The organism is Rhodanobacter caeni, assembly GCF_039523575.1.
Taxonomy (GTDB): Bacteria; Pseudomonadota; Gammaproteobacteria; order Xanthomonadales; family Rhodanobacteraceae; genus Rhodanobacter; species Rhodanobacter caeni.
Window position 1 is genome coordinate 419,644 of the sequence record NZ_BAAAFO010000002.1, and the last position, 19,446, is coordinate 439,089.

The 19,446-nt window shown below is 65.4% G+C and carries 29 protein-coding genes; 1 reads left to right on the plus strand and 28 read right to left on the minus strand.

What is annotated here, in order from left to right:
- Positions 1-96: 96 nt before the first annotated feature.
- The 28 genes from pgi to ABD017_RS06485 form a co-directional block, all read right to left on the minus strand.
- A complete protein-coding gene (gene pgi, locus ABD017_RS06350; RefSeq protein ID WP_343881314.1) occupies positions 97-1,758 on the minus strand; it encodes a glucose-6-phosphate isomerase in 1,662 nt (553 codons plus the stop codon).
- Complete coding sequence (tal, locus tag ABD017_RS06355) at positions 1,755-2,843, minus strand: transaldolase (RefSeq protein ID WP_343881316.1); 1,089 nt, start codon at positions 2,841-2,843, stop codon at positions 1,755-1,757. Before tal ends, pgi begins: the two co-directional genes overlap by 4 nt.
- A 67-nt stretch (positions 2,844-2,910) precedes the next feature.
- Complete coding sequence (locus tag ABD017_RS06360; protein WP_343881318.1) at positions 2,911-3,642, minus strand: HAD family hydrolase; 732 nt, start codon at positions 3,640-3,642, stop codon at positions 2,911-2,913.
- The gene (gene zwf / locus ABD017_RS06365; RefSeq protein WP_343881320.1) at positions 3,636-5,042 is read right to left on the minus strand and encodes a glucose-6-phosphate dehydrogenase; all 1,407 of its coding nucleotides are present in this window, start codon (positions 5,040-5,042) and stop codon (positions 3,636-3,638) included. The genes ABD017_RS06360 and zwf overlap by 7 nt, the downstream gene beginning before the upstream one ends.
- Before the next feature lie 287 nt (positions 5,043-5,329).
- Positions 5,330-5,704, minus strand: a complete 375-nt coding sequence (locus ABD017_RS06370; RefSeq protein WP_343881322.1) for a hypothetical protein — start codon at positions 5,702-5,704, stop codon at positions 5,330-5,332.
- Between the two features lie 19 nt (positions 5,705-5,723).
- Complete coding sequence (locus ABD017_RS06375; RefSeq protein WP_343881324.1) at positions 5,724-6,110, minus strand: hypothetical protein; 387 nt, start codon at positions 6,108-6,110, stop codon at positions 5,724-5,726.
- Positions 6,107-6,667, minus strand: coding sequence for a YdeI/OmpD-associated family protein (locus tag ABD017_RS06380; protein WP_343881326.1), 561 nt, complete (start codon positions 6,665-6,667; stop codon positions 6,107-6,109). Before ABD017_RS06380 ends, ABD017_RS06375 begins: the two co-directional genes overlap by 4 nt.
- A 41-nt stretch (positions 6,668-6,708) precedes the next feature.
- Positions 6,709-7,116 carry an SRPBCC family protein gene (locus ABD017_RS06385; RefSeq protein WP_343881328.1) on the minus strand — a complete coding sequence of 136 codons (408 nt, stop codon included), beginning with the start codon at positions 7,114-7,116 and terminating at the stop codon, positions 6,709-6,711.
- Positions 7,117-7,155: 39 nt separating this feature from the next.
- Positions 7,156-7,533 carry a nuclear transport factor 2 family protein gene (locus ABD017_RS06390; protein WP_343881330.1) on the minus strand — a complete coding sequence of 126 codons (378 nt, stop codon included), beginning with the start codon at positions 7,531-7,533 and terminating at the stop codon, positions 7,156-7,158.
- Positions 7,534-7,632: 99 nt separating this feature from the next.
- Entirely contained in the window at positions 7,633-7,899 is a 267-nt protein-coding gene (locus ABD017_RS06395) for a hypothetical protein (RefSeq protein WP_343881332.1), read from the minus strand.
- Positions 7,900-7,911: 12 nt separating this feature from the next.
- Positions 7,912-8,133, minus strand: a complete 222-nt coding sequence (locus ABD017_RS06400) for a hypothetical protein (protein ID WP_343881334.1) — start codon at positions 8,131-8,133, stop codon at positions 7,912-7,914.
- A complete protein-coding gene (locus ABD017_RS06405; protein ID WP_343881336.1) occupies positions 8,130-8,561 on the minus strand; it encodes a VOC family protein in 432 nt (143 codons plus the stop codon). Before ABD017_RS06405 ends, ABD017_RS06400 begins: the two co-directional genes overlap by 4 nt.
- Positions 8,558-9,037, minus strand: a complete 480-nt coding sequence (locus tag ABD017_RS06410) for a helix-turn-helix transcriptional regulator (protein ID WP_343881338.1) — start codon at positions 9,035-9,037, stop codon at positions 8,558-8,560. The genes ABD017_RS06405 and ABD017_RS06410 overlap by 4 nt, the downstream gene beginning before the upstream one ends.
- A gap of 220 nt (positions 9,038-9,257) precedes the next feature.
- On the minus strand, positions 9,258-9,884 hold the full coding sequence (locus ABD017_RS06415; RefSeq protein WP_343881340.1) for a glutathione S-transferase: 627 nt from the start codon (positions 9,882-9,884) through the stop codon (positions 9,258-9,260).
- A 10-nt stretch (positions 9,885-9,894) separates the two neighbouring features.
- Positions 9,895-10,197 (minus strand): antibiotic biosynthesis monooxygenase family protein, encoded by a 303-nt coding sequence (locus tag ABD017_RS06420; protein ID WP_343881342.1) that lies wholly within the window; start codon positions 10,195-10,197, stop codon positions 9,895-9,897.
- Between the two features lie 54 nt (positions 10,198-10,251).
- Positions 10,252-10,611 (minus strand): cupin domain-containing protein, encoded by a 360-nt coding sequence (locus tag ABD017_RS06425; protein ID WP_343881344.1) that lies wholly within the window; start codon positions 10,609-10,611, stop codon positions 10,252-10,254.
- An 84-nt stretch (positions 10,612-10,695) separates the two neighbouring features.
- A complete protein-coding gene (locus tag ABD017_RS06430) occupies positions 10,696-11,175 on the minus strand; it encodes a GNAT family N-acetyltransferase (RefSeq protein WP_343881346.1) in 480 nt (159 codons plus the stop codon).
- A gap of 29 nt (positions 11,176-11,204) precedes the next feature.
- The gene (locus tag ABD017_RS06435; RefSeq protein ID WP_343881348.1) at positions 11,205-11,678 is read right to left on the minus strand and encodes a GNAT family N-acetyltransferase; all 474 of its coding nucleotides are present in this window, start codon (positions 11,676-11,678) and stop codon (positions 11,205-11,207) included.
- Between the two features lie 179 nt (positions 11,679-11,857).
- Positions 11,858-12,154: a hypothetical protein gene (locus ABD017_RS06440; protein ID WP_343881350.1), complete on the minus strand. Its 297-nt coding sequence runs from the start codon at positions 12,152-12,154 to the stop codon at positions 11,858-11,860.
- A 15-nt stretch (positions 12,155-12,169) separates the two neighbouring features.
- The gene (locus ABD017_RS06445; RefSeq protein ID WP_343881352.1) at positions 12,170-12,475 is read right to left on the minus strand and encodes a cupin domain-containing protein; all 306 of its coding nucleotides are present in this window, start codon (positions 12,473-12,475) and stop codon (positions 12,170-12,172) included.
- A 143-nt stretch (positions 12,476-12,618) separates the two neighbouring features.
- Complete coding sequence (locus ABD017_RS06450; RefSeq protein WP_343881354.1) at positions 12,619-13,122, minus strand: GNAT family N-acetyltransferase; 504 nt, start codon at positions 13,120-13,122, stop codon at positions 12,619-12,621.
- Positions 13,123-13,244: 122 nt separating this feature from the next.
- Positions 13,245-13,646, minus strand: coding sequence for a VOC family protein (locus tag ABD017_RS06455; RefSeq protein ID WP_343881356.1), 402 nt, complete (start codon positions 13,644-13,646; stop codon positions 13,245-13,247).
- Between the two features lie 63 nt (positions 13,647-13,709).
- Positions 13,710-14,060, minus strand: a complete 351-nt coding sequence (locus ABD017_RS06460; RefSeq protein WP_343881358.1) for a VOC family protein — start codon at positions 14,058-14,060, stop codon at positions 13,710-13,712.
- Positions 14,061-14,117: 57 nt separating this feature from the next.
- Positions 14,118-14,462, minus strand: a complete 345-nt coding sequence (locus tag ABD017_RS06465) for a GFA family protein (RefSeq protein WP_483430739.1) — start codon at positions 14,460-14,462, stop codon at positions 14,118-14,120.
- A 67-nt stretch (positions 14,463-14,529) separates the two neighbouring features.
- A complete protein-coding gene (locus tag ABD017_RS06470) occupies positions 14,530-14,877 on the minus strand; it encodes an ACT domain-containing protein (RefSeq protein WP_343881362.1) in 348 nt (115 codons plus the stop codon).
- Positions 14,878-15,335: 458 nt separating this feature from the next.
- Positions 15,336-15,626 carry a hypothetical protein gene (locus ABD017_RS06475; protein ID WP_343881364.1) on the minus strand — a complete coding sequence of 97 codons (291 nt, stop codon included), beginning with the start codon at positions 15,624-15,626 and terminating at the stop codon, positions 15,336-15,338.
- A 518-nt stretch (positions 15,627-16,144) separates the two neighbouring features.
- Positions 16,145-16,567, minus strand: a complete 423-nt coding sequence (locus ABD017_RS06480) for a GIY-YIG nuclease family protein (protein WP_343881365.1) — start codon at positions 16,565-16,567, stop codon at positions 16,145-16,147.
- Positions 16,568-17,860: 1,293 nt separating this feature from the next.
- Positions 17,861-18,091: a hypothetical protein gene (locus ABD017_RS06485; RefSeq protein ID WP_343881367.1), complete on the minus strand. Its 231-nt coding sequence runs from the start codon at positions 18,089-18,091 to the stop codon at positions 17,861-17,863.
- A gap of 171 nt (positions 18,092-18,262) precedes the next feature.
- On the opposite strand from ABD017_RS06485, the gene ABD017_RS06490 reads away from it, so the two are divergent.
- Positions 18,263-19,258, plus strand: coding sequence for an integron integrase (locus ABD017_RS06490; protein WP_343881369.1), 996 nt, complete (start codon positions 18,263-18,265; stop codon positions 19,256-19,258).
- Positions 19,259-19,446: the final 188 nt, after the last annotated feature.

A 19,446-nucleotide genomic window follows, 5' to 3' on the forward strand; every position in this document is an offset into this window, starting at 1 on the left:
CGTATGCGGTGGACGGGCATCCTCGACGTGCCGAGGTCAACGCTTTGGGCATCGGGCCATCCTTGGCCGACGCCGGCCATCTTTTGACCGCGTGTGTCAGCCGTTGCCGGCGGACGTGCCTTCGCGCAGTTGCCGGTAGCGCCGGATCAACGCATTGGTGGAGCTGTCATGCGCCAACGCCGGCAGCTGGGCTGCGGTGAGTTCGGCGATGGTGGCCTTGGCCAGTTGCTTGCCCAGTTCCACGCCCCACTGGTCGAACGAGTCGATGCCCCAGATCACGCCCTGCACGAACACGCTGTGCTCGTACAGCGCGATCAGGGAACCCAGCGCGAATGGTGTCAGCTCGGCCGCCAGCAAGGTGCTGCTGGGGCGGTTGCCGTCGAAGGTGCGATGCGCGACAAGCGCCTCGGCGGTGCCCTCGGCGCGTACCTCGTCGGCGCTCTTGCCGAACGCCAGCGCCTCGCCCTGGGCGATCAGGTTGGCGATCAGCAGGTCGTGCTGGTCGCCGACGGGGTTGCGCGTCTTGCCGAAGCCGATGAAGTCGCACGGCACCAGGCGCGTGCCCTGGTGGATCAGCTGGTAGAACGAGTGCTGGCCGTTGGTGCCCGGCTCGCCCCAGTAGATCGGGCCGGTGGCGTAGTCCACCGTCTGGCCATCGACAGTGACGCTCTTGCCGTTGCTCTCCATCGTCAGCTGCTGGAGATAGGCGGGGAAGCGCTTCAGGTACTGCTCGTAGGGCAGCACCGCCACCGTGGCCGCGCCCAGGAAGTTGGTGTTCCAGATGCCCAGCAGGGCCATCGTCACCGGCAGGTTGCGTTCGAACGGCGTGTCGCGGAAATGCACGTCCATCGCGTGGAAGCCGGCCAGCATGTCGCGGAAGTGCGTCGGCCCGATCGCCAGCATGGTGGACAGGCCGATCGCCGACTCCATCGAGTAGCGCCCGCCCACCCAGTCCCAGAAGCCGAACATGTTGGCGGTGTCGATGCCGAACTTCGCCACTTCCTTCGCGTTGGTGGACACGGCCACGAAGTGCTTCGCCACCGCCTGATTTTCATTGGCACCCTCGGCGCCCAGCGCCTGCACCGCCCATTGCCGCGCGGCCTGGGCGTTGCTGAGCGTTTCCAGCGTGGTGAAGGTTTTCGAGCAGACGATGAACAGCGTCTCGGCCGCGTCCAGGTCGCGCACGGCCTCGGCGAAATCGGTGCCGTCCACGTTGGAGACGAAGCGGAACACCATGTCGCGCTGGCTGAAGTCGCGCAGCGCCTCGTACGCCATCACCGGCCCGAGATCCGAGCCGCCGATGCCGATGCTGACCACGTTGCGGATGCGTTTGCCGGTATGGCCGCGCCAGCTACCGTCGCGCACCTGCTCGCTGAACGCGGCCATGCGCTCCAGCACGGCGTGCACGTCGGCCACCACGTCGTGGCCGTCGAACAGGATCTTTTCGCCGGCCGGGGCGCGCAGGGCCACGTGCAGCACGGCGCGGTTTTCGGTGGTGTTGATGCGCTCGCCGGCGAACATCGCGGCGGTGCGCTGGCGCACGCCGCGGGCCTCGGCCAGCTGGCGCAGCAGGTCCATGGTGTCGGCGTTGACGCGTTGCTTGGCGTAGTCGAGGTACAGGCCCACGCCCTCGATCACCAGCTGCTCGCCGCGCTGGGGATCGGCGGCGAACAGCTCGCGCAGGTGGCGACCGCCGACCTGCGCCGCGTGCTGTTTCAGCGCCAGCCAGGCAGGGCTGCGGGTGAGGTCGGCGCTCATGCCTTGGCGGCGCCGAGGCTGCCCACCTTGTCCGACAGGCGCCCCAGCAACTGGTGCCACGACTTCACGAAGGCCTGCGCGCCGTCCTGCTGCAGTTTCAGCGCCAGCGCGTCGATGTCCACGCCGGCGGCGGTGATCTTGGCCACGGTGGCGTCGGCGTCGCCGCCGTCCTCGGGCATCACGCCGTTGAGCTGGCCATGGTCAGCCAGCGCCAGCAGGGTTTTCTCCGGCATGGTGTCGATGGTGTCCGGCGCTGCCAGTGCGGTGATGTACAGCGTGTCGGAGGCGTTCGGATCCTTGGTGCCGGTGCTGGCCACCAAGAGGCGCTGCGGCTGGGCGCCGGCGGCGGCCAGCTTCTGCCAGCGCGGCGAGGCCAGCAGTTCGCGATAGGCGCGATAGGTCTGCTGGATCACGGCGATGCCCAGCTTGTTGTGCAGCTCCGGCGGCAGCTGCTTGTTGCTGGCCACGTCCCAGCGGCTGACGAACACCGACGCCACCGAGCCCACCTTCGGATCCAGCCCGGCCTCGATGCGGCGTTCGATGCCGCGCATGTACGCCTCGGCCACCGCCAGGTACTGCTCGCGCGAGAACAGCAGGGTCACGTTGATCGGGATGCCGGCGAAGATCGCCTCCTCGATCGCCGGCACGCCCTCGGGGGTGCCGGGGATCTTCACGAACAGGTTGGGGCAGTTGCCCTGGTCGTGGATCAGGCGCGCGGCCTCCAGCGAGCCGGCGGTGTCGGCGGCCAGCAGCGGCGAGACTTCCATCGACACCCAGCCGTCGACCTGGCCGGTGGCGTCGAAGATGGGCTTGAACAGCTTGGCGGCGCGGCGCAGGTCTTCCAGCGCCAGCTCGGTGAACAGCGCCTCGCCGGAAAGGCCGGTCTGCGACTTGGCCTTGATGCCCTCGTCGTAGGCGTCGCCCTCGGCCATGGCCGCTTCGAAGATGCTGGGGTTGGAGGTGAGGCCGGTGACCGAGTAATCGGCGATGTAGCGTGCCAGCGTGCCGTCGTCCAGCATCGTGCGGGTGATGTTGTCCAGCCACAGACTCTGGCCGAGGTCATGCAATTGTTGTGTCGCTTTCATGCTGGCTCCATGGTGCCTTGTTGCGGATTGATCGGGGTGGGGTGCTTATTATGGACGTATGGACGGCTCAACCGGATGGCAAGCTGGCGGATGGCAGGTTGATGACCGTCCCGGCAGGCAGGAAATCGCCAAGCTTACGCCGGCGCAGGTCGCCGATGCACGCGATGGTCATGTCGGGAACCGGGTCGATGGCCTCGCCGCCGGGATTTTCGGCGTAATGGCCCTGGCGCACGAACACGGTGGTCAGCCGCTCGCCCATGTGCTGTTTCATCCGCGCCAGCAGGTGCGGCTTGTCGTCCACCATCACGTAGTGCGCCGCCGGATAGCGCTGCTGTACCCCTACCAGCATGCGCTCCTTGTGCACATAGACCAGCACCTCGCCGCCCAGCGCCTCCCATAAGCCGGCGCGGTGGATCTTGCGCGGCTGGAACACGATGTCGCCGTCGGAGAGGATCGCGGTGGGGCCCAGCGACTGCAGGTGCGCCACGGTTTCCAGCGCCTGCGGGTACAACCGCTGGGCGAACGGGTAGTCCAGCAGCCAGCCGGACATGCCCAGCAGTTGCGGGTCGTTGTCCAGCCCGGCGCGGAAGCATTCCAGCGTGCCCAGGTAGTCGGCGTAGCCCAGTGTCTCGCGGCGCTGGTCGTAGATGTGCCAGTAGCGTTCGCGCGCGGCAGTGCCGAACCGGTGCTGCAGTTCGTCGCCGAGCTCGTCGCGAAAACGGTCGTTGTCCAGCAGCGTGTTGTCTACGTCGCACAGGAAGACGACGGCCGGGGTGGCGTTGCGGGTATCGGTCAACATGGTTCGCTGGTCTCCGCTTGGGGGTCGTGCCAGCCTTCGGGGCTGGTGACTACATGGGCCGCGCCGGCCGGCCCCCAACTGCCCGGCGCGTAGGGTTGGACGGGGTTCTGGTGGTTCAGTACGCGATCGACCACCGCCCAGGCCGCCTCCACGCACTCGTCGCTGGTGAACAGGGAGTTGTCGCCGCGGATGGCGTCGCCCAGCAGCCGCTCGTACGGCGACTTCTCCGGCGTCGTGTCGTGCCGTGCCACCAGTTCCACCGGGTTGCCGCGCATCGCCTCGCCCGGCCGCTTCACCCGCGCGCCTTCGGCGATCACCACCTCCGGGCTGAGCCGGAAGCGGAAATAGTTGGACTGTGCGGCCTGGATGTCGTCGAAGATCGACATCGGCGGCGTCTTCATGTCCACCATCACCTCGGTGGTGGTGATCGGCAGGTTCTTGCCCGCGCGGATATAGAACGGCACGCCGGCCCAGCGCCAGGTGTCGATGTACAGGCGCAGCGCCACGAAGGTTTCCACGTCCGAATCGGGCGCCACGCCCTCGACGTCGCGGTAGCCGGCGAACTGGCCGCGCACCACATCGGCCGGTTCCAGCGGACGCATCGCGCGAAACAGGCGCAGTTTCTCGGCGTTGAGCGAGGCCGGGTCGTTGCCCACCGGCGCATCCATCGCCAGCAAGGACGTCACCTGCAGCAGGTGGTTCTGTAGCACGTCACGGATCGCCCCCACGCCCTCGTAGAACGAGCCGCGCCCGTCCACGCCAAACTGCTCGGCCATGGTGATCTGCACGCTGTCCACGTAATGGTGGTTCCACACCGGCTCGAACACGGTGTTGGCGAAGCGGAAATACAACAGGTTCTGCACCGGCTCCTTGCCCAGGTAATGGTCGATGCGGAAGATCGACGGCTCCGGGAACACCTCGTGCAGCGTGGCGTTGAGCTTGCGCGCGGAGGCCAGGTCGCGGCCGAACGGCTTCTCCACCACGATGCGCGCCTGGTCGGCGCAACCGGCCCGCTTCAGGCTGCGCGCCACCACGCCGAACAGGCTGGGCGGTATCGCCAGGTAATGCAGCGGTCGTTGCGCGTTGCCCAGCGCCTGTTTCAACGCGGTGAAGGTGGCCGGGTCGTTGTAGTCGCCATCGACATAGCGCAGGTTCGCCGCCAGCTTCGCGAACGCGGCCTCGTCCACCGTGGCGCCTTGCGCCTTGGCCGCGTGCGCCAGGCTGTCGTGCGCGCGCTGGCGCAACTGCTCCAGCGTCCAGCCCGAATGCGCGATGCAGATGATCGGCAGGTCCAGCCCGTCGCGCTGGATCATCGCCTGCAGCGCGGGAAAGATCTTCTTGTAGGCCAGGTCGCCAGTGGCGCCAAAGAACACGAGGGCATCCGAGCGGGAAATCGGCATAGCGGGACATCACTCCATGCGGGTGGGAATGCAGCCGGCCGGCTGCACGGGCGCGGCAGCGCCATCCGCCGATGGTTGCACTCCCTCGGCGGCAACTCCACCAACCAGCCTGCGCGAGGCGCGGTTAAGTCGATGCATAGGGCGGGAATGGGGAATCGGGAATCGTGCCTTTGCTCCTCCCCCTGCCCGCAGGGGGAGGCTGGGAGGGGGTTGAGCTTTTCGCTTGGCGTGACGGAGAGCGACCCCTCCCCAGCCCTCCCCTGCACGCAGGGGAGGGGGCGGTATGGTTATGGCATGGCACGAAGGCGGGCAAGCCTCTGGATGGTCCACGCCAGCGCGCCGGCAACGGCACCTAGGATGAACGCCCACAGCGGCATGAAGATGAAAGCCAGCGCCGAGGTGGAGGAGCCGCTCATCGCGCCGCCCCAGTCGAACAGCCACGAGAGATGGAACCAGACCATGAACAGCGTGGCGACCGCGGCGAACGCCACGCGTCCCCAGGGCATCGTGCGGCGGCCGCGATGCCCGACCAGCAGCAGGCCCAGGCCCGCCAGCATGGGCAGCGCATTCCATGCCGCAAAGCCGATGGCGTCGCCACCTTGCACGTAGACGACCAGCGCCATCGCCAGCAGGAACGGTGTGGCAAGCAGGATCGTTCTCATGTGTGTTTCTCGACGATGTTCAACACGTCCAGTAGATGCGCTTCACCAGGTCGACCACTTCCGGCCCCTCGCTGCAGCCACCGGCCTCGGGCGTGGTGCTGTCCGAGGGCTCCGTGCCGATCACCCACTGCCTGATCGCCACATTCCACACCAACGTGCCTTTGGCCACCACGCCGTGCGGAAACACGCGGCTCTCGCCGCGGTTGACCAGGACGATGTGGTGGCCGCGGATCGTGGCGGCGAGGGAAATACTGGGCAGGTCCGGCTGCTCCGCAAACCGGTGCCGGAACGTGTACTGGCCGGACGCGATCGGCAGCGGCGGTGCCGACGCGGCGACGGCGCCGAACGCCGCGAAAAGCGCCAGGCCGCACAGCCGCCGCAGGCGTGGTGCGGCGACCGGGTTCATGCGTGCGGCTCCACCGCGGCGGGCGCGCACAGGCCCTTGCTGTAGAAGCCGGACGGATCGAAACAGCAGACCCGCCGCTGCCCGGAGCGCAGCTTGTCGCAGGCCTCATCCACCCGCTTCTGCCGCGTTTTGGCCTGCTTGGCCGATTCGATCCAGTGGATCCAGTCCACCCGCGCCAGCGTGGTGGTGGTGTCCCAGACCGCGCGCGCGTCCGGGCACGCGGCCAGCGCGTGGCGCAGATCCGGCGGCAGCTCGGGCTCGGGCTCCTGCGCCACCGGAGTGATCGTCACCGCCACCGTGTCGCCCACCTCTACGGCAGCCGCCTCGCGCAGCGCCTCGCTCACCTTAAGCCAGTGGCTCAGCTGGCCATCGGGCTCCAGCATGGCCTGGAAGGCGTGGCCATTGAGCGTGCCCTGCACCGTCGTGCGGCCGCGCCGCGGAAGCCGCTCGCTGGCGCTCCTGGGCAGCACCAGGAACGCCCATGGCGCGTCCTTGCCCGCACTGGCGGCGGCAAGCAGCGGTGCCTTGAAGGTGGATTTCTCGGTTGCTGCAGTCATTGATCGTCCCGCGAGCTGGTGATCCGGGTGGGCGCGCCGCGTTACCGGTGGCTTTCGACATGCCGCACGAAGTTGTCCAGGATGGCCTGCCAGCCCTGGCGCTGCATTTCCACCGGGTGCTCCGTCTCCGCGTCGAAGGTGACGCGTACCAGGATCCCCCGCGGAACCGCCACGAACTCGACCAGGCCCATCCGGTCGCCGAACGCGTATTCGATCAGCGCGTGCGGCTCGACCCGGGTATAGGTGCCGGCAAAGTCGAAGCCGGCGCTACCGTCTTTGGCTTCCATGCGCGAGGAAAACGCGCCGCCCACGCGCAGGTCCACGTTGGCCCGGGTGGTGTGCCAGTCATCCGATGCGGCGTTCCACTGCCTGATGTCCTGCGGTGTGGTGTAGGCCGCCCACACCTTGGCGATGGGTGCATGGGCGAGGGCTTCGACGGTGATCTTCATGGGTGGGTTCCTGCGCAATGCCATGCCCGGCCACCGGGACTAGAACATGCCGAGCTGATTCGGGGAGTCGCGCGGTATTTCCTGGGCCACGTCCCACATCTCGGCAATCTTGCCATCTTCGAAGCGGAGGATGTGGACCACCGCGTACTCCTGGTCGGCATGCGCGCGGCGCAGATGCGACAACGCCGCGACGCGATCGGCCGACGCTATCGTCTGCCGTACGGTGAACGACTTGTTCGGCTCCGATTGCGCGCTTTGCTCCATGGCGGTCAGCAACGAATCCCGATCCCCGGGAAAATAGGCATTGTGGTGGCGGAAGTTTCCGGCGACATGGCGATCGTAGGCCTCGCGCACCTTGCCGGACGCGCACAGGGTCAGGAATTCCACGGCGATATCGGTTTGGCTGGGAGTGGTCATGCGGCGTCCTCACGCGGTGGCGCTTTCGCGCCAGGATGAAATGTCCGGCTCGCGACGAAGGCCGGCACGAAGCGGCGACAAACCGCTCGCCCCCGCAGACTACGTCAACGCGGTCTCGACGTCCTGCTGGATCTGGTTGATGAGATCCGCCAGTTCGGGCATCTCGCCGTACATGTCCAGTTCCCGCGTGGCGATCAGGCCCATGGAAAACGGGCCGGGGCGATCCGCGCAGGGCTGGCCGGACGCAAACGCCACGCACCAGCGCAACTGCCGCGCGATGCTCTGCGCCGGCGGCCAGCCCTGCGCCGCCAGCGGTTCGATCTGCGCCAGGGCCAAGCGGGCCTTCGTCAGCAGCGCTTCGTGCATGGCCGGCCAGCGTCACGCCTGCGCGGCGCGGCGACCCTTGCGGGTATACGGCAGCGCAAACAGGTACAGGCCGGTGAACAGTTGCAGGAAAAGCGGGGGCAGCGGCGCGTAGGTCAGCCAGGCAGGCGGCTCGCCCGCGATCAGCGCACGCGCGAGGAAATTGGCGATCACGGTGGCCGTGAAAACGAGCGACAGCCAGCGGTGGCTCCACCGTGTCCAATGGCCGCGCATCACTGCGCCCCCTGCGCCGGCGAGCGGGCGGCGCTTTCGATCATCTTCCAGCCATTGCCGGACGGGTCCCGGAAACCGGCGTCCACAGTGCCGTAGCGATCCACCGGCTCCTGCATGAACTCCACCCCCAGCGCGCTCAGGCGCTCGTACGCCGCGCGGCAGTCGTCCACCACCAGCACCAGCGGCGGCATGGCGCCCTTGGCCAGCACCTCGCACAGCGTTTTCGCGGTGGCCGCGTCGTGCATCGGCGGGCCGGGCCGGAACAGGCCGAGCTGGAACGAGGGCTGCTCCGGATGCTGCACCGTGAGCCAGCGGTAATCGCCGTTGCGGGCGTCGGTGTGCACGCGAAAACCCAGCTTGTCGACATAGAAGGCCAGCGCCTCGTCCTGATCACGCACGTACACGCCCGCCACATTCACGCCCTGGTTCATAACGCCTCCGTTGTTGGTTGGGTTTCCATCTTGCCGTCCGCCTCCCGTCGCCGCTTCTCCGAAACTGCGGTCTTGAGGTCGGGCCGGTGCGCGGCACGCACGAGGCATTCGGGCGCCTGCTTGCGCGCGTGCGGCGCCGGCTGCAGGCGGGCGCGCAGCTCGCCGGGGCTTTCGCCGGTGATGTCGCGAAAGATGCGTCCGAACGTGCCCAGGCTGTTCCAGCCGGTCTGGTAGGCGATCTCCGTAACGGGCAGCTCCGTGTCGCGGAGCAGGGCGATGGCGCGCTCGATGCGGCGCGTCAGCAGGTAGCGATGCGGCGGCACGCCGAAAGCCGTGGCGAACTGGCGCGCAAAGTGCGCCTCGGAAACCGCGCTCACCTGCGCCAGCCGATGGATCGGCCACGCCTCATGCGGAGCGCCGTCCATCCGGTCCTTCGCGCGCAGCAACCGCCGCAGCAAGTCGGGGCTTTGATTCATCGTGTCTCCGTGCCGGCGCCCGTGCGCCTAACGATGCCGGGCCCGCCTCACGCGGGAAGCACCCAGCGCGATGAAGGCGGCGGCCAGCCCATAGAAGGGCGCCTCCTGGCCGAGGTACGCCGCCAGAAGAAACATGCCACCGGCCAGCAAGAAGAGAAAGCCACTCCGCCTTCCACCACACATGTCGTTCTCCTGTTGAAAGCCCGCTGATTTTCCCGCGTCAGCCGCGCGCGTCCACCGGCGGGTATTTCAGGAATTCGGGCGTGCGCTCCATGCGGGCGGAGAGTTCCGCCAGGCCGGGATGCTTTTCAGCCGGCACGATGGACGCCAGCATGGATTGGGTGAACTGCCACACGACGGCGGTGGTGATGCTGGCCTGATTGCGCGGTTGCGCGAAAACGGCGTGGTGCGTCTGCACTTCGCGCTCCAGGCCGGCGTAGGCTTCCAGCAGCTGGCCCTGCACGCGCTCCACCCACGGCTCGTACTGGGCGGACGACGGTCGCAGCTTGCGCTCGTAGACGATCTGCACGCTCTTCTCGCAGGCTGCCAACGCCAGGCTGACGGCGCGCATCTGGTGTTGCATGCGCGTGGCGTCGCCCAGGCTCCAGAGCGAATCGCCGCCGGTCCGGGTCGCCTCCACGAACTGCAGGATGAGCGAGGAATCCATCAGCACCTCGCCGTCGTCGCACACCAGCGAGGGCGCCTTCACCACCGGGTTGATGGCCCGAAACTCCTCGTAGGTGCTGAACACCGAGATCGCCTCGTGCCCGAACGGGAGACCCAGGCATTCCAGCGAAATGGCGACGCGCCTTACATAAGGCGAATCGAGCATGCCGATCAGTCGCATGGCCTTCTCCTCACTTGCCTGCCGCGTGAACGGCCTCATAGTGCAACACGATCGGGGCCGACCCGTAGAAGTGGTGCAGCAGACGCTTCCACTCCAGGTACGGGGCGGATTTGCGGAAGCCTTCCTCGTGGTCGTGCAACGACTTCCAGCGGACCAGAAGCACGTAGGCGTCGGGGTCTTCCACGCACCGGTTCAACTCGTGCGAAACATGGCCGGGCGCGGCACTGATGATCGCCTGTGCCGTGCGAAAAGCCGCCTCGAACTCCGTCGTCCTGCCTGCCACCACCTGCAATTGCGCTATTTCCAGAATCATTGCCGCCTCGCTTGATGAAGCCTGGCCCGAAAGCGGCCACGCAGAAAGACATGATCAGCCCTGTGCCGCCACGTTGGTACGATCCCCGGCCGTCGTTGGCGACGATATGACGAGAAACACCACCTCGGCGTCCGAACGGTTGACGAAGCGGTGGCGCGTGCCCGGCGGGACATGCAGCCCCTGGCCGGCGGCGAACGTCACCGCCTCGTGCTCGAACTCCATCGTCGCCGTGCCGGACAGCACGTAGAAGAACTGCCGCGCGCGCACATGGAAATGCGCCGCCTCGCCCGCACCCGGCGGCACGCGCTCCCGGATCACGCTGAGCGTCGGCTCCTTGAGCAGGTGCCAGCCATCGCAGACGCCGCCCCAGGTGTAGTGTTCCGCGGTGTCGATGCCTGAAACGCGATGATCCATGACGTGATCCCACTGGAAGGAAGCGGCGGCCGGGCCGTCCGCCTGGAAAACGACACGGCATCGATGCCGCAGGGGAAGTTCTGGTCAATCAGCTTCCCGCCCGCAGGAGGGCGCAGCAAAACCGGGCGCGCGCTGCAGCGCGGCGGCATAGATATCCGGGACATGGCGCTCCATCAGTGTCTGCGGATGCGCCGGTGCGGTAAACCCGAACCGCGCATACAGCCCGTGCGCATCGCCGGTGGCGAGCGTGAACCGGCGCAGCCCCTGCAGCTGCGGGTGCGCCAGGACCGCGCCGACGAGCGCCTTGCTGTAGCCCTTGCCGCGGTGTTCCGGCAGCACGAAAACATCCACCAGGTTGGCAAACGTGGCGTAGTCGGAAATGACGCGCGCGAAGGCAACCTGCCGCCCGCCGAGCAAGCCGCCAAAACAGAGCGAGTTCGCCACGGCCCGCTCGACCACCGCGAACGGAATGGCCTTGGCCCAGTAGGTCTGCTCCGAGAGAAAGCGGTGGATGAGCCGCAGATCCAGCTCGGCAGCATCGGTGGTGATCCGAAGTTCTTCCATGGGAACGAGTGCTTGGGGGCGATATCGGATCAAGCCCTGCCACGATGTGGCACCGGCTCGATGGCGGGTGGGAGCTGGCCCAGGTCAAGCGCCAGGTGATGGCAATTGAACTGCAGGCCCTTGCGAAGATAAAGCCGGTGCGCCGCATGCCGGGCATAGCCCGTGTCCAGGTGCAGGCCCTGGCAACCGTTGGCCCTGGCGTGGGCCACCAGCCAGTCCATGAGCGTGCCGGCAAACCCCCTCGACGTCGCCCCGGGCAGGGTCGTCAGGTCGTCCACGTAGAGAACCTTGCCCCAGGCCAGGAATTCGGCGAATCGGAAGCCGGCGGCGCTCCGGACCACGCCCTCGTGCCTCAACGCCACGATCCGGTAGGACTGCGTCTGCTGGCGACGTACCTGGGACAGAAACGCCTGTTCGCCAAGATGCGGCCGCAGCGCGCTGAAGGCCGGGAAACACGACAGGATCTCCTCGTCCGAATCGGCCACGAACAGCTCGATGGTCATGCGAAATCCCTCATCTCGTTTCCGTGCTGGAATGGCGGTGCGGCAGCCTGCCGCCAGGTTGAATCGTCAAGCAAGCACCCCGCGACACACCCGCGCGGCGCCAAGGCCCCACAGGGTAGCAACCGCAACGGCGGTGATGTGGCCTCCACCGGCACAAACGCCCTCGTTCCCGCGCCGCGTTACCACAGCCACCGCGCCAGGCGCATCAGCATGTCGCAGAGCCAGCCAAAGACGTTCGGGGCAAGGCGGGGAAACGCGAAAGACAGGATGGCGAAACCGGCGATGGCGGCGCCCAGCGCCCAGGGCGGCAAAAACGCGCTGTCCGAGAGCGGAGCGATCTGGCCATTGATGAGCAGCCACAGCAGGCCCATCAGGGGCACGGAGAAAAACAGCGACGCCGCGGCAGCTGCGGCGCGAGCGCCGGGCGTGAGATCCGGATCGGTGTTTCGTCGTACCCGAGCGTGCGACATGCGCATCAGCCGGGCGAACGATCAGGCGCCGCCATCGATGATGACGAGCGTGCCGTGGCTGCCTTCTGCCACGGCGTGCGGCACGCCGGCGGAAACGATGTACACCTCGCCGGCGCCCACGCGCGTCACCGCGGTGCCGATCTGCAGGTTCATCTGCCCCTTCAGCACCAGCAAGGCTTCGTCAAACGCATGCGATTCCTCGGCGTAGCCCCGGCCGTCCATCCGCACGACCTTGAGGTTGGCGCCCGCCGCCTGGCCGACCACCCGGGAATGCCAGGCCTCGGTGAGGGAGGACGCCAGGGCGAGGAGGTTGGCGTGTACGACCATCGTGTATTCCCATCCGGCAGGGCCGGTTTCCAGCGGTCGTGACGCCGCCCGCGTTGGACGCGATGTTGAAGTGGACCGGACACGAGCGCAACAACCCCGGAAAAAGTCGGCGCGACCGGTAAACCGATGTTCGCTCGGCGCCGCTACGCCTCGTCCTCGAGGATGAGGCTCATCTGTACCGAGTCGTGGTACTCGCCGCCGAAACGCATGCCGTGGCGCTTCAGCGCCTCGCGCGAGAAACCCATGCGTTCATAGAGCTTGATCGCGCGTTCGTTGTCCGCGCGAACCTCCAGCTCCACGCGCGTGATGCCGTTGGACCTTGCCTTGTCGAGACACGCGGACAGCAGCTGCCGGCCCAGCCCACGGCCGCGGTGGGCAGGCAAAAGGCCCATGCCCACGTGACCACAATGCCGGATGGCGTCGGCCCAGGCGGGAAATATGTCGCACCAGCCAACCACGCGCGAATCTTCGACCGCCACGAACTGCGCCGCCCCCGCGGCCACGCTCTCGCGCACGAAACCCCGAATGCGATCCAGCGGCAGTGCCTCGAACTGTGCAAGGTACTTCTTCTCGCGAGCCACGGCGTCCAGGCAGGCGCGAAAACTTTCTGCATGGGATTCGGCGATCGGGACGACGACAACACTCATTGGCATGCAACTCTGGAGTTCAAGCGGTGGCCCCTTCATCACCCGCCATGTCGTGAGCATTCCAGGCACCCTGAAATGCGGCGCGTGCGTCTTCGGGCTGATGCATGCGCACTCCCGGCTGTTCAGGCGCCATGGTTGATCTTCCACGGCACGCCAAAGCGGTCGACCACGATGGCGTAACACGGCGACCAAAACGTTCTCTGCGGCGAAAGCACCACGCGACCGCCCGCTTGCAGCGCGTAGAAAGCGGTTTCCACCTTTTCCGGCGCATCAACGCCAAGCAGCACGTGGAAGCCCTGTGGGGTTTCGTAGCGGTCGGGGCTTACGTCCGCACCGGCGATCTCGACGCCGTCGATGTGGATATTGGCATGGATGATCTTCTCGCCCTCCGAAGGCGCGGACGCCAGGGCGGGCGCGTCCTTGACCCGAAGCAGGGTGCCGATACGGCCGCCGAGGTGTTCTGCGTAGAAGCGAAACGCCTCTTCGCACTGGCCATTGAACGCGATATGAAATGCCAAGCTCATCGTGGAATTGCCCTGCGTCCCGCCTGCCGGTGATGTTGCCTCGGTTCGTCACCGGTCAGGGGATCATTCATGCTGAAGAATGTTGACGAGCCGGCCGAGCGGGTCCCTGACATAAAACCGGCGCACGCCCCACGGCTCGGTCGCCGGGCCGTACTCCACCGCAATCCCGCCTGCATTGACCCGACGCCATGCCTCGTCGAGATCGTCCACCTCGATGGATAGATCGGGCACCGGCGTGTCGGAGCCGCCCTGGCTTGCGATGCTGACCTGCACCGCCATCCGGGCGGCGCCTGCATACGTGCGAATCCAGCCATGATCCATGGCGAGGTCGAGCCCCAGCAAGCCTCGGTAGAAATCGTCCACTGTGGCAGGTTCGGGTGCCGACAGGTTGGCGATGATCCGTTTGACCTTCATGGCGACTCCATAAGTATCGGCGGGGCCGAATACGGGGTGAGCGTGCAACCCCGCCGGCTAGAACTCGCGGCCGTTGACCGGTACGCGGGCCACCGCTTCGAGATCCACCCCCTCCAGGCAACGCAGGTTGATCGCGGCGGTTTCCGTGCCGTCAGGCATGCGCCCCAGGCCGAACGGCTGGCAGCCGCAAACGGAGCAGAACCGATGCTCGATCACGTGCCGGTTGAACGTATAGGTGGCGAGCTGACCGTTGCCCGCCGTCACGGTGAGCGACGCTCGTGGAACGAACCACAGCAAAAAGCCTTTCCGGCTGCAGTGTGAGCAATTGCATTCGATGGCCTGGTCGATCTCGCCGGCCACGGTGAACTGGACGGCACCGCAATGACAACTTCCCGATGGCATGATCCCTCCAAGGGTGGCCGATGGTGCAACTCAAGCCGTGCCGCAAGGCTTCGGCCCGAGCGGATGGTCAGGCCAGCAAGCGATGGCCTGCCGATTGAAGCGCCTCTACGGCGCGATCCAGGTTCTCCGACTTGACCAGCACGTAATCCGTGTCGAACGTGCTGGCGGCAAAAATGCCGATGGCGGCTTGGGCCAGAGGGTCGAGAAACGCGGCCAGTACGCCCGTCTGGTCGAAGGCAAACGGGCCTTTTATCTTGATCGCGCGCCACGGCCCATCCGCCCCGGCCAAGCCGGCTGCGGCAGCTTCCGAACAGACCATCGAAAGCTCCTCGTCGGTACGGGTAATTGACATGAAATCGGGGGACTCGATCACCGCCTGCGGCAGCGACGCCCCCGGTTCCACTTTCACCACCATGAAATTTCCGGGAAGCACGGAAAACGATAGATGCATGTCTTGCGGACGTTCGGGTCAAGAATTGGAAAAGTCGTCCGGGCCTGGTCGCCGGAACGCGCCCCACGACTTTGCGTGAAGCGCACGAGGGTGACAACCCAACTCGTGGCCTACTCGATGGTGGCGCAAGGATGACGAGCGGGATCAGGTCGATAAAGACCAGTCGAGAACGGCACCGCCATGGCAAGAACCCATGAGCTTCGCTCCGGACGCCGTTCGAGACCGGTGCATTGACCAGCGAACCTGCGCGTACCGGCGACGCCGGAGCCTTACGTACCCTACCGCAAGGCATCGAGGTCTGCACGCTGGTCGAGAGCCGGTCGAAAAAGGCCTTGCGAAAGAGCAACCCAGCAGGCCTAACGCTAGAGTTAAGCGGCGGCGAAGCCGTCCGCCTTGAACGAGTAGTTAGAGCGCACTGCCACCTACAGCGAGCTCCAGACAACAGCAACCGAAGGCAGTAAAACTAACGCTACGCAGGTAATGGCACGGACCTTTGCGCCGGAAAAACTGTAGCCGGACAACCAGAGCGCAGTGAGGAGACTCGCCACGCCGATAAACAATACTGCCAGCGACTGGCGCCGAGCAGCTTCGATTTGTGCGTGCGGAACTGATGGTGACGGGTCGCCAAGTTGCGACATGACGCCGTAGTAAGCCAGCAACCAGCCGGCTAAGACAAGAAGCAAAGCCAAATTTGCCGCAGCGGTCTGTTTCATTGGGCTCTAACGCTGGAGTTAAGCGGCGCGCGGTACGCGCGTCCGCTTGGACGACTGGTTAGGGGCGAAGTAGACCTGCACGCTCTGCCACTTGTACATGTAGAACGCACCAACGCCAACGACCAGCAAGCCCGGAAGAACATACGCTAGCATGCCGAAGAACGGACATGGTGCTACGAATGCGAGTGCCAGGAAACCCAAATACACAGCGCGAGCATATGGCCGTTTTGACGCCAGCGCCCACGCGGCGAATGGGCCAACGATGCCTAGCAAGGAAGCGAGTACGCCCGCGCCGCTGCTCCACCACACAGCGTAAGTGACGTGCCGACCTTGTATAGCGTATGAGTCGATCGGGATAACCGATATGACTAAGAATACGAAGCAACATGCCGCATGCGCAGTTAGAAACTTTAGAAGCTTTGGCATGCCGCTGAAGTTTGCCCACATGGCCTAGCCCCTAACGCTTGAGGTAACCGGCGCAGCCCGCGTAGCGGGTCTGCGTCCGGTTGACCGAATAGTTAGATTTTTGGCGCATTGGCGACTACCGCAATGCACCGCGGAACACCCAATTGCTCCGGTGGCACCGACAGCTCTGAAATGCGTTGCAGCAGCTGCGTTGAACTGTGGAACCACTCGGAACCTTTGGTGCCAGGTTTGAACCGAGCCAAGTGTGAAAACTCAATGTGCAACTCGCGCTCCAGCGCCTCGGCCTCCCGCGTTGGGAACGCACCCGACTGGAACGGCTTGAGGCCTAGAACTTGCACGGGCTCGTGATTGGATGTTTGGATTTGTGAAAGGCGACGACGGACCGCGGACTGCAACGTGAACTTTGCTGTGATGGCGAGCATGCCAATCTTGACCGCTGCCACCGGGTCGCCGACGCCGAGGAAATAGACGACGCCGGGACAAGCCCACCACTCCTGCGTGTGCGGCGACGCCAAATTGGGTTCCTTTGGTGCTCGCACTACGCCCCCTTCGAAAATCTAACGCTGGAGTTAAGCGGCGCGCGGCTTTTCGCGCGTCCGCTTGGACGAACTGTTAGACATAAGCCCAGACAGCCCACGTGCCTATTGGAAGCAACGCAAATAGCACCACGACGCCAAGACACCCAGAACCCCGCCGTGACGAGCCGCGTGCACCATACGACTCGCGCTCTTGCGGCGGACGCGACTGGAGCCACTTGTGGTGGCAAGACTGACAGAAAAATTTAGTCTTGCCATTACGCCACGCCTCTGCAGTGCGATGGGTATGAAGTGCCTGCACACCGCAGCGACCACACTTGAAAGACTTTGACGGCGGCATACGCTTTGGAATGAGCTTGCCGACTAGGCCGACCACGACCACCAAGGCCGCGCCAATGCCAAATATGATTTCAAGACTCACCAGACGGCATCCCTATGTCTAACGCTGGAGTTAAGCGGCGGCGAAGCCGTCCGCCTTGAACGAATTGTTAGGGGGCGCTGCCGCCAACCGCAAGCTCGCCACCGATATGAACGTCGCGGCCGTATTTGAAGGTACGAGATGATACGACCGAACCATTGCAGCTTAGCGAAATAATGTGTCCTTGCCGCGATGGGCCAACAATGAAACTCTCTCGGAAGTTGCCTGAGACTATGCGCTCACGGGAAGCGTCTTTGGAGCCAACCACTGCAACAGACAATGTGCAGCTGGAGTCGGTTGGCGTTGAGCCGACAGCGTAAAACTGACCGTCGGCTGGGCCGAAGAGCGATGCACAACCCGCGAGGAACATACAGGCCGCACTTATGACGAGCTGCCGCATGTGGCTTTGGCCCCTAACGCTGGAGTTAAGCGGCGGCGAAGCCGTCCGCCTTGAACGAATTGTTAGGGGGCGCTGCCGCCAACCGCAAGCTCGCCACCGATATGAACGTCGCGGCCGTATTTGAAGGTACGAGATGATACGACCGAACCATTGCAGCTTAGCGAAATAATGTGTCCTTGCCGCGATGGGCCAACAATGAAACTCTCTCGGAAGTTGCCTGAGACTATGCGCTCACGGGAAGCGTCTTTGGAGCCAACCACTGCAACAGACAATGTGCAGCTGGAGTCGGTTGGCGTTGAGCCGACAGCGTAAAACTGACCGTCGGCTGGGCCGAAGAGCGATGCACAACCCGCGAGGAACATACAGGCCGCACTTATGACGAGCTGCCGCATGTGGCTTTGGCCCCTAACGCTTGAGTTAAGCGGCGGCGAAGCCGTCCGCCTTGGACGAGTTGTTAGGCCGGCCAGAGGACCCGCCAACCTGCCTCTTGGAAGTAACTTTGAAGTGCGGCCTCGTCTGGTACCCAGTGGTCGAAGGCGAAGTTACCGTTCGGGCCATCTGAACCGTCCCACCATTCGTAGATTAGGAAGCCACCAGTGTTGGCGGAGTCGTCAGAGACCTTGACCTTGTGAGAAGGCTTATCGCTGTTGGCAATTGATCCGGTGGCTTCCAGTGGAATGCTCATCGAGGGCCTAACGCTAAGTAGACCCCAAAAGCGGGGTGTTGCGACGAGTATGCGGCGGGTCTGCTGACCGCACAAGCAGGCGATTCCTACGCTGGATCATGGTTTTGCATGGATGCCCATTGCCCTTGGGAGTCGCATGCTGTCGGCGTTATCGGCCACTTTTGAGGGCGTATGAGTTATCACGTCGGAAGTGAGGGTGTAACGGATGCGAAGGCACCGCGGCTGCTGGATCAGGTGCGGGCGCGGTTGCGTTTGAAGCATTACAGCTTGCGGACGGAGAGGGCGTATGTGGGCTGGATTCGGCGCTTCATCCTGGCCACCGGCAAGCGGCATCCGCGCGACATGGGGGTGGCGGAGGTCGAGGGCTTTCTGAGTGCGTTGGCGGTGGAGGGCAAGGTGGCGGCCGGCACGCAGAACCAGGCGCTGTCGGCGCTGCTGTTTCTGTACAAGGAAGTGTTGGGCGTGGAGTTGCCGTGGATGGAGACGGTGGTGCGGGCGAAGCGGCCGCAGCGGGTTCCGGTGGTGCTCTCGCGCGACGAAGTCGCCCGGCTGCTGGCGATGATGGACGGCCGCTACGGCTTGATGGCTTCGCTGCTGTACGGCTCGGGCATGCGGCTGATGGAGTGCGTGCGACTGCGCGTGAAGGATGTGGATTTCGGGCTCAACCAGATCTGTGTGCGCGACGGCAAGGGCGGCAAGGATCGGCACGTGCCGTTGCCGCGCCGCCTGCGTGAGGCGTTGCAGGCACAGTTGGAGCGGGTGCGCCTGGTTCATCAGCAGGATCTTGCGGCGGGGCTGGGCGCGGTGTGGTTGCCGCATGCGCTGGCGCGCAAGTACCCGTCGGCGCCGCGCGAGCCGGGATGGCAGTACGTGTTTCCGTCGGATCGGCTGTCGCACGATCCGCGCGATGGCGAACGGCGACGGCATCATGTGGACGAGGCCGGGTTGCAGCGTGCGGTGCGCAACGCGCGGCTCAAGGCCGGCATCGTGAAACCGGCCGCCTGCCATACGTTGCGGCATTCGTTTGCTACCCACCTGCTGGAGGCGGGGCAGGATATTCGCACGATCCAGGAACTGCTGGGCCACAAGGACGTGGCGACCACGCAGATCTACACGCACGTGCTCAATCGTGGTGGGCAAGGGGTGGTGAGTCCGCTGGATCGTTGAGCGGGTCGTGTGATGTGGGGACGTGGATGGCATGGGGTGTTCGCGCTGGTCGGGCCCTCTCCCCAACCCTTCTCCCCGAGGGGAGAGGGGCTTTTCGGCTGGGCAGGCGCGGTTGGGATGCGGTGTTCGCGTTGGGCGGGCCCTCTCCCCAACCCCTCTCCCCGCGGGGAGAGGGGCTTTTTCCGGCG